The 7,024-nt window shown below is 60.6% G+C and carries 7 protein-coding genes; 6 read left to right on the top strand and 1 reads right to left on the bottom strand.

All coding sequences use genetic code 11. The features are described 5' to 3' along the window. Positions 1–337, bottom strand: a 337-nt coding sequence (locus ACRXB1_RS26415; protein ID WP_449493713.1) for a LysR family transcriptional regulator, incomplete at its 3' end; no start/stop codon positions are given. A 432-nt stretch (positions 338–769) separates the two neighbouring features. On the opposite strand from ACRXB1_RS26415, the gene ACRXB1_RS26410 reads away from it, so the two are divergent. The 6 genes from ACRXB1_RS26410 to ACRXB1_RS26385 form a co-directional block, all read left to right on the top strand. After that, positions 770–1,774 (top strand): arabinose ABC transporter substrate-binding protein, encoded by a 1,005-nt coding sequence (locus ACRXB1_RS26410; protein WP_449493712.1) that lies wholly within the window; start codon positions 770–772, stop codon positions 1,772–1,774. A 74-nt stretch (positions 1,775–1,848) separates the two neighbouring features. After that, positions 1,849–3,357: an L-arabinose ABC transporter ATP-binding protein AraG gene (gene araG / locus ACRXB1_RS26405; protein ID WP_174363599.1), complete on the top strand. Its 1,509-nt coding sequence runs from the start codon at positions 1,849–1,851 to the stop codon at positions 3,355–3,357. A 62-nt stretch (positions 3,358–3,419) separates the two neighbouring features. Next, positions 3,420–4,424, top strand: a complete 1,005-nt coding sequence (gene araH / locus ACRXB1_RS26400; RefSeq protein WP_062001582.1) for an L-arabinose ABC transporter permease AraH — start codon at positions 3,420–3,422, stop codon at positions 4,422–4,424. 385 nt (positions 4,425–4,809) lie between these two features. Beyond that, positions 4,810–6,294, top strand: coding sequence for a mechanosensitive ion channel family protein (locus ACRXB1_RS26395; RefSeq protein ID WP_086380402.1), 1,485 nt, complete (start codon positions 4,810–4,812; stop codon positions 6,292–6,294). Between the two features lie 56 nt (positions 6,295–6,350). Then, positions 6,351–6,803: a MarR family winged helix-turn-helix transcriptional regulator gene (locus tag ACRXB1_RS26390; protein WP_449493711.1), complete on the top strand. Its 453-nt coding sequence runs from the start codon at positions 6,351–6,353 to the stop codon at positions 6,801–6,803. A gap of 27 nt (positions 6,804–6,830) precedes the next feature. After that, on the top strand, positions 6,831–7,024 hold a 194-nt coding region (locus tag ACRXB1_RS26385), incomplete at its 3' end, for an isochorismatase family protein (RefSeq protein WP_449493710.1).

The raw sequence follows: 7,024 nt of genomic DNA, 5'->3' as shown, positions 1-7,024 counted from the left end.
TGGCGATCGCGCCGATCTGGACTTGCCCCACGAGACCCGCGCGCAATGCGGCAATTTCGTCATGCGCCTGGCTCAGGTTTGACAGGACCATGCGCGCGTGCCGGATCATCACTTCGCCGTACAGCGTGGGATGCATGCCATGCGGCGTGCGGTCGAAGAGCCGCACTTCCAGCACATCCTCCAGTTCCTTCAATAATCGCGATGCCGCCGGCTGCGTCATGCCGAGGATCTCGGCTGCGCGGCGCACGTTGCCCTCCTCCTCCATTGCCGCAAGAAGAAGCAGTTGCCGCGTCTTGAGGCGCGTGCGCACGGTGATGTTCGAATAGTTTTGGGCCATGCAATGCGCCTGCGTTCAAGTTTTTACGATCGCCAATCGTAGCCGATCCTGACCGGCTGAGGCCAGCTTGAGCAAGCTTCCATCCCAGAATGTAGGAGCATCGCGGACATACCGGATTTGATATCGGTATCGTCAAAAAACTGATTGGAAAGGAATCGGCCGCTTCCTTAAGATGCAGTCAAACTTTTAGAACCTGAGACTGCGTCTTTTGCGCTTGCGGCAAGCCTGGGGGCGAGTTCGCGAGCGCATGAGGACTGACCCGACAAGACGCGACATGCCTCGCGCACATTACGGCCGTACAACAAACCCGCCTGCTTGGCGGAACAACGCTTGACCCGCAATACCGCAAGAAGAGGCGAACGGGCTGCAAGCCTGCGCTTCGCTGCATGTCACTTGAGTCATGCAGCCTCAATTCAACCAGGAGACGCCCTCATGAACCGCAAGCTTCGTCGTTTGACCTTGTCCGCCATTGCCGCAGCCACGCTCGGCATCACGTTCGCCCCGCAGATGTCCGCTCATGCCGACGAACCGCTGAAGGTCGGTTTCCTCGTCAAGATGCCCGAACAGGCATGGTTCATCAACGAGCAAAAAGCGGCATCCGCGCTTGGACAAAAGGAAAAATTCTCGGTAGTGAACATCGGCACGCCGGATGGCGAGAAGGTGCTGTCCGCCATCGATAACCTTGGCGCGCAGGGCGCTCAAGGCTTCGTGATCTGCGCGCCCGACGTGCGTCTCGGACCGGCCATCCAGGCCCGGGCGAAGCGCTACAACATGAAGTTCGTGACGGTCGATGACCAACTGGTCGACTCGACCGGCAAGCCGCTGCCGAACGTCCCGCACCTCGGCATGTCCGCATTCAAGATCGGCAATCAGGTCGGCACCGCCATCTCGGAAGAAATGAAAAAGCGCGGCTGGAAGCCCGAGGAAGTGGGCGCGCTGCGCATCACGGATTACGAACTCCCGACGGCGAAGCAACGCACCGACGGCGCCACGCAGACGCTGGTGGCGAGCGGCTTCAAGAAAGAAAATATCTTCGATGCCCCGCAAAAGACGACGGACGACGAAGGCGGTTTCAACGCGGCATCGCCGGTCTTGTCGCAGCATCCGAACATCAAGAAATGGGTGATCTACGCGATCAATGAAGAGACCGTGCTCGGCGCCGTGCGCGCGACCGAACAACTGCATATTGCGTCGGCGGATGTGATCGGCGTGGGCATCAACGGCGCGGGTGAAGCGTTTGCCGAATTCCAGAAGAAGGAACAAACGGGCTTCTACGGCACCATTGCCGTGAGCTCGACAAACCATGGCAAGGACAGCACGCAGAACCTCGTCGACTGGATCAAGAACGGCAAGCAGCCGCCCGCCGATACGCAGACCACCGGCAAGCTGATGGTTCGCAGCAACTGGCAGGACGTGCGCAAGGAACTGGGTATCTGAGCGTTCGGCCGCGGGCGTCGTGCATGTCATGCACGTCATGACGCCCGCTTCAGTTTTCAACCAAGGAACGCTCAATGATGGATACCGCAGTGGCCACGGCCGCGCCTTATCTTCTGCTCGATAACATCACCGTGCGTTTTCCCGGCGTGCTTGCGCTCGACTCCGTGTCGCTCGGCGTGCGCACGGGCGAAGTCCACGGGCTGATGGGCGAGAACGGCGCGGGCAAGTCGACGTTGCTCAAAGTACTGTCGGGCGTGAATTCGACAAGCGGCGGAAGCTTGTCGCTCGACGGCGTCGAGCAGCAGTTCACGACCACCAAGGCCGCCATTGAGGCGGGCATCGCGATCATCTACCAGGAGCTGCATCTCGTCCCGGAACTGACCGTGGCCGAGAACCTGATGCTTGGCGCAATGCCGAACCGCTTCGGCATGCTCGACGAAAAGGCGCTGGTCAAGCGCGCAATCTCCGAGCTGGACCGGCTGGGTGAAAAGATCGATCCGAACATGCAGGTCAAGCACTTGTCGATCGGGCAACGCCAGATGATCGAGATCGGCAAGGCGCTGATGCGCAACGCACGCGTGATCGCGTTCGATGAACCCACGAGTTCATTGTCATCGCGCGAGACGGAGCAACTGTTCAAGATCATTCGCGCGCTCAAAAGCGAGGGACGCGCGATCATCTACGTGACGCACCGCATGGACGAGGTCTATGCGCTTTGCGATCGCGTGACGGTGTTTCGCGATGGCCGGCGCATCGAGACCTTCGAGGAAGTCGACGGACTCGAACGCGATCGCCTGATCAGTTGCATGGTCGGACGCTCCATTCACGACGTGTACGGCTACCGTGCACGCGACATAGGCGATGTCCAGCTCGATGTGCAGGCGCTGATGGGTCCGGGTCTGGCGGAACCGGCGTCGTTCAGCGTGCGCAAGGGCGAAATAGTCGGCTTCTTCGGGCTCGTTGGCGCGGGCCGTTCCGAGCTGATGAAGCTGATCTACGGCGCGGTCAAACCCGTGTCGGGGCAGATCGTGCTCAAGGGATCGAAACGCAAGTTCAGATCGCCGCGCGACGCCGTGCGCGCGGGCGTGGCGCTGTGTCCGGAAGATCGCAAGCAGGAAGGCATCGTTTCGATCGCTTCGGTTTCCGACAATTTGAACATGAGCTGCCGCCGGCACTTCAGCCCGTTCAACATCCTGAACAGCCGCAAGGAAGCCGCGACTACGACCGACTACATCGCGAAGCTCGCCATCAAGACGCGCAACGGCAACACGCCTATTGGCACGCTTTCCGGCGGCAATCAGCAGAAGGTCATTCTTTCGCGCTGGCTCGCCGAAGAGATCGATGTGTTCCTGATGGACGAGCCGACACGCGGTATCGATGTCGGCGCCCGTAGCGAAATCTACGGCCTGTTATACGGGCTTGCGGAAGCGGGGCGCACGGTCATCGTGGTATCGAGCGATCTGGCCGAGGTCATTGGCGTGGCGGATCGCGTGATGGTGATGCGCGAAGGAAAGATCGTCGGCAACCTGCCCAAGGCGCAGGCGACGCCCGATCAACTCATCAAGCTCGCCCTGCCCGGCTGATTCACCTTCATCACCGATAACACCCGCAGCACGTTCAACGCGCTGCGAACGAAAGAGACATCATGGAAATTACCCCCGTCACCAATCAGTCGAATCCTGCTCAAAGCACGGGCTCGCGTGCTCGCGCCGCGCGGACCTGGGACCTCATCAACAAGTCGGGCATCGTCATGGTGTTCGTGATCCTGTTCGTGACGCTGGCCTTCACCGTCCCGGGTTTCATCAGCTCGCGCAATATCCAGGGCTTGCTATTGTCGGTCACGTTGATCGGTTCGATCTCCGTCACCATGATGTTCGTGCTCGCGCTCGGCGAAGTGGATTTGTCGGTGGCCTCGATCGTGGCGTTTGCCGGGGTGGTGGCGTCCACGCTGATCACGTCCACGCATAGCGTCACGCTGGGGATCGCCGGCGGCGTGCTCGCAGGCGGTGCAGTCGGACTCGTGAACGGCGTGCTGATTGCACGCTGGAAGATCAACTCGCTGATCGTCACGCTGGCAATGATGGAGGTGGTTCGCGGACTTGCCTACATCACGTCGAACGGCGATGCCGTGATGATCTCCGAAGAACGTTTCTTCGATCTCGGCGGCGGATCGTTCCTCGGCATTTCGTTTCCGATCTGGTCGAACATCGTCGGCTTCTTGCTGTTTGGTTTTCTGCTGAAAAAGACCGTGTTCGGCAAGAACGTGCTGGCGGTGGGCGGCAATAGCGAAGCGGCGCTGCTCGCAGGTCTGCCGGTCATGCGCATCAAGATCACGGTGTTCGTGCTGCAAGGGCTCGTGACAGGGTTCGCGGGTGTCATGCTGGCATCGCGGATGAGTCTTGGAGACCCCAAGACGTCGGTCGGGCTGGAACTCGGGGTGATATCGGCTTGCGTGCTTGGCGGCGTGTCGCTGACCGGTGGCGTGGCCACGATCTCCGGCGTGCTGGTCGGCGTGCTGATCATGGGCTCGGTGCAGGATGCAATGAGCCTCATGAATGTGCCGACCTTTTATCAGTACCTGATTCGCGGCGGGATTCTGCTGCTGGCAGTGTTGTTCGATCAGTATCGGAGAAGCAAACGGGTGGCCTGAGCGGAGCGCCGGCGGTTTTACGGGCACGGGGCGCGGTCAGCGAAAGCCGTTCCGGCCCGCCGCCGGCCGGTCCCGAAGCAGGCTGATTTCACGAGTCTTCCGTCCGGGAGCATTCTCCATCGCCTCCGCCTTCCTCAGCGCTCGCGCCAAACCGGTTCGATAATTCTTTCGCCGTCCCGCGCCGAGTGCGGGCGGCATCTGCACTATCCTCTCCGCTGAGCTACGGCTCGAAATCGCACGCAGTGCAAAAAAGGACAGTTGCGCGGCCCCATCAGGAGCCGCAGAATTGGCGCACCCGGCTGCCGGGTGTCCTGCTGCGCACGGCCGAAATACCAATCGCGTGCCTATATCGGTCCTCTTGATGCTATCTCATGGCGGAGCGCCTGTGAAATACCCGTTGATCCTTGGATTCGGTATCGTCGCTCTGGATGTCGTCGTATGGCGGCTGCGGGTGCCTCCCAACGAGCTCATACGGCTGTTCATACGGCTCACGCTCTTTAGCGCGCTGAGCGCGGTGCTCTTCTCGTCAGGCCTGAACCCCTTCACGCAAGCTCCGGATGCCGCCGCGCCCGAGCTCCACTGGCTGGGCCAGATCGTCGAAATAATCTGGTGGCTGATGGGCGCACGGCTGCTTACCCTTTCCCTCGACACGCTTTTATTGCCAAGCACCTGGCGAAAGCAGCGGCTCTTTTCGGACGTGTTCGGCGCCGTGGTCTTTCTGGCCGCGGTCGTGGCCGCCCTCGGTTTTGTGCTCGCGTTGCCGGTGCGTGGACTGGTCGCCACATCCGGGGCGCTTGCCATCGTCCTGGGTCTGGCGATCCAGAGCACGCTGAGCGACGTGTTCGCGGGCATTGTGTTGAACACCACGGAGCCGTACTCGGTCGGCGACTGGGTCATGATCGATGACGTGGAAGGCAGGGTCGTCGAAATGAACTGGCGCGCCACTCACTTGCTGACGGGCCAGGGAAATACGCTGATCGTGCCGAACGCGGTTGCATCGAAGGGCAAGATTTCGAATAACAGCAGGCCGGCCAATGTCCACGGGCTGTCGCTTGTGCTTGAAATCGCTCCCGAAGCGCGGCCACGGACAGTGCTCGAAGCGCTGCGCCGCGCACTCACCGGCTGCGACATCATCCTGAACGCGCCTGCGCCTTATGCCCACATGAAGCGCACTACAGTGAACTCGGTGCAATACGAGGTGGTTGCGTTTGTCGACAACATGGACAAGAAACTCGCCGCGTCCAACGAATTGTTCGACCTTTGCTACCGGCATCTTGCTTCGTCAGCCATTCCCATGCGCGCGCTCGGCGTCCCTGCGCCGGTCGAAAGCACCCATGACGCAAAAGAAGCGCTGCTCAAACGCGTGAGCCTGTTCGAAAGTCTGACTGGGGATGAAGTAAAGCGGCTCGCCACACGACTTTCACGTCATGAATATCAGGAACATCAGGTGATATCCGCGCCCGATACAGTGCCCGATAGTCTGTCTATCGTCGCGTCGGGGGTTCTATCCGTCAAATTCACCGAACCGTCAGGCGAGCGCGAGATCGCGCGAGTGGGTCCGGGCGAAGCATTCGGAGAGGCAGGTCTGCTTGCAGGACTTCCCATGCGCGTGTCCGTCTCCACACTCACGCCCTCCGTGCTGTATCAGTTGGGCAAGGAGGACATGACAGCTTTCCTCAAGGACCATCCGGAGGTTGCCAGGCAGATGTGCCAGCTTCTGGCTTCCCGTCAGGACAGGCTCGGGAAATTGACGACACCGATTCCCGAAGACCACGAAACTCATCAATCGATATTTCAGTGGCTGGTCGGGAAAGTCTGGCACCAGCATTCGCTGCACGACGAACCGCATGGGCCCAGCAGTCGGCAATGAAGCGATACATACAGTCAAACTGTACAGTTTTACTGTATGTATGTTATCGTCTGCACATGGTCAAACAATCACCCACGCCTGAGACTCTCAAGTCGGCCGCTCTTGCCGGTGAGCTGCGCATTTCTGTTGGAAAACTCATTCGACGCTTGCGTGAGCAAGCGCATCCGGGCGACTTCACCTCCGCCCAGAAATCGGTCCTCCATCGTCTGGATCGCGACGGGCCCGCAACCGTCTCCGCTCTTGCCCGTGCGGAAAGCGTGCGTCCGCAGTCCATGCGCGTCACGGTGGCCGGCCTGGAGGCCATCGGGGCCATATGTGGCAAGCCCGATCCAGCCGATGGACGAAAAACGCTGATCGACCTGACTCCCGCCTTCCGAAAAACCATCAAGGCCAGCCGCGCTGCCAGAGAAGACTGGCTGCTCCGCGCTTTGCAGGCACAACTCTCGCCACAGGAACAGGACGCACTCGCGGCCGCAGTGAAACTGCTGCAGCGGCTCGCCGACTTCTGAGCGAGTCCCAGACCTTTCAGGAAAACCATGGCCGTTACCACGCTCGATCCGAACACCGCCCTTATCGTCGTCGATCTGCAAAAAGGTCTTGTCGGCTCCCCTTTCAGCCATCCCATCGACAAGGTCGTGGAGCGCTCGTGTGCCCTGCTCCACGCGTTTCGTGAACGCGGCCTGACCGTCGTGCTGGTCAACGTCGCCGGAGGAGCGCCGGGGCGCACCGA

This window comes from Caballeronia sp. M23-90, from assembly GCF_053574605.1.
Note: the sequence above shows the minus strand (reverse complement) of the source record. Positions and strands in the feature narration are given on the sequence as shown.

Coding starts and splice junctions, on each gene's coding strand:
- ACRXB1_RS26410 (WP_449493712.1), top strand. CDS start 770: ATGAACCGCAAGCTTCGTCGTTTGACCTTGTCCGCCATTGCCGCAGCC.
- araG (WP_174363599.1), top strand. CDS start 1,849: ATGATGGATACCGCAGTGGCCACGGCCGCGCCTTATCTTCTGCTCGAT.
- araH (WP_062001582.1), top strand. CDS start 3,420: ATGGAAATTACCCCCGTCACCAATCAGTCGAATCCTGCTCAAAGCACG.
- ACRXB1_RS26390 (WP_449493711.1), top strand. CDS start 6,351: ATGGTCAAACAATCACCCACGCCTGAGACTCTCAAGTCGGCCGCTCTT.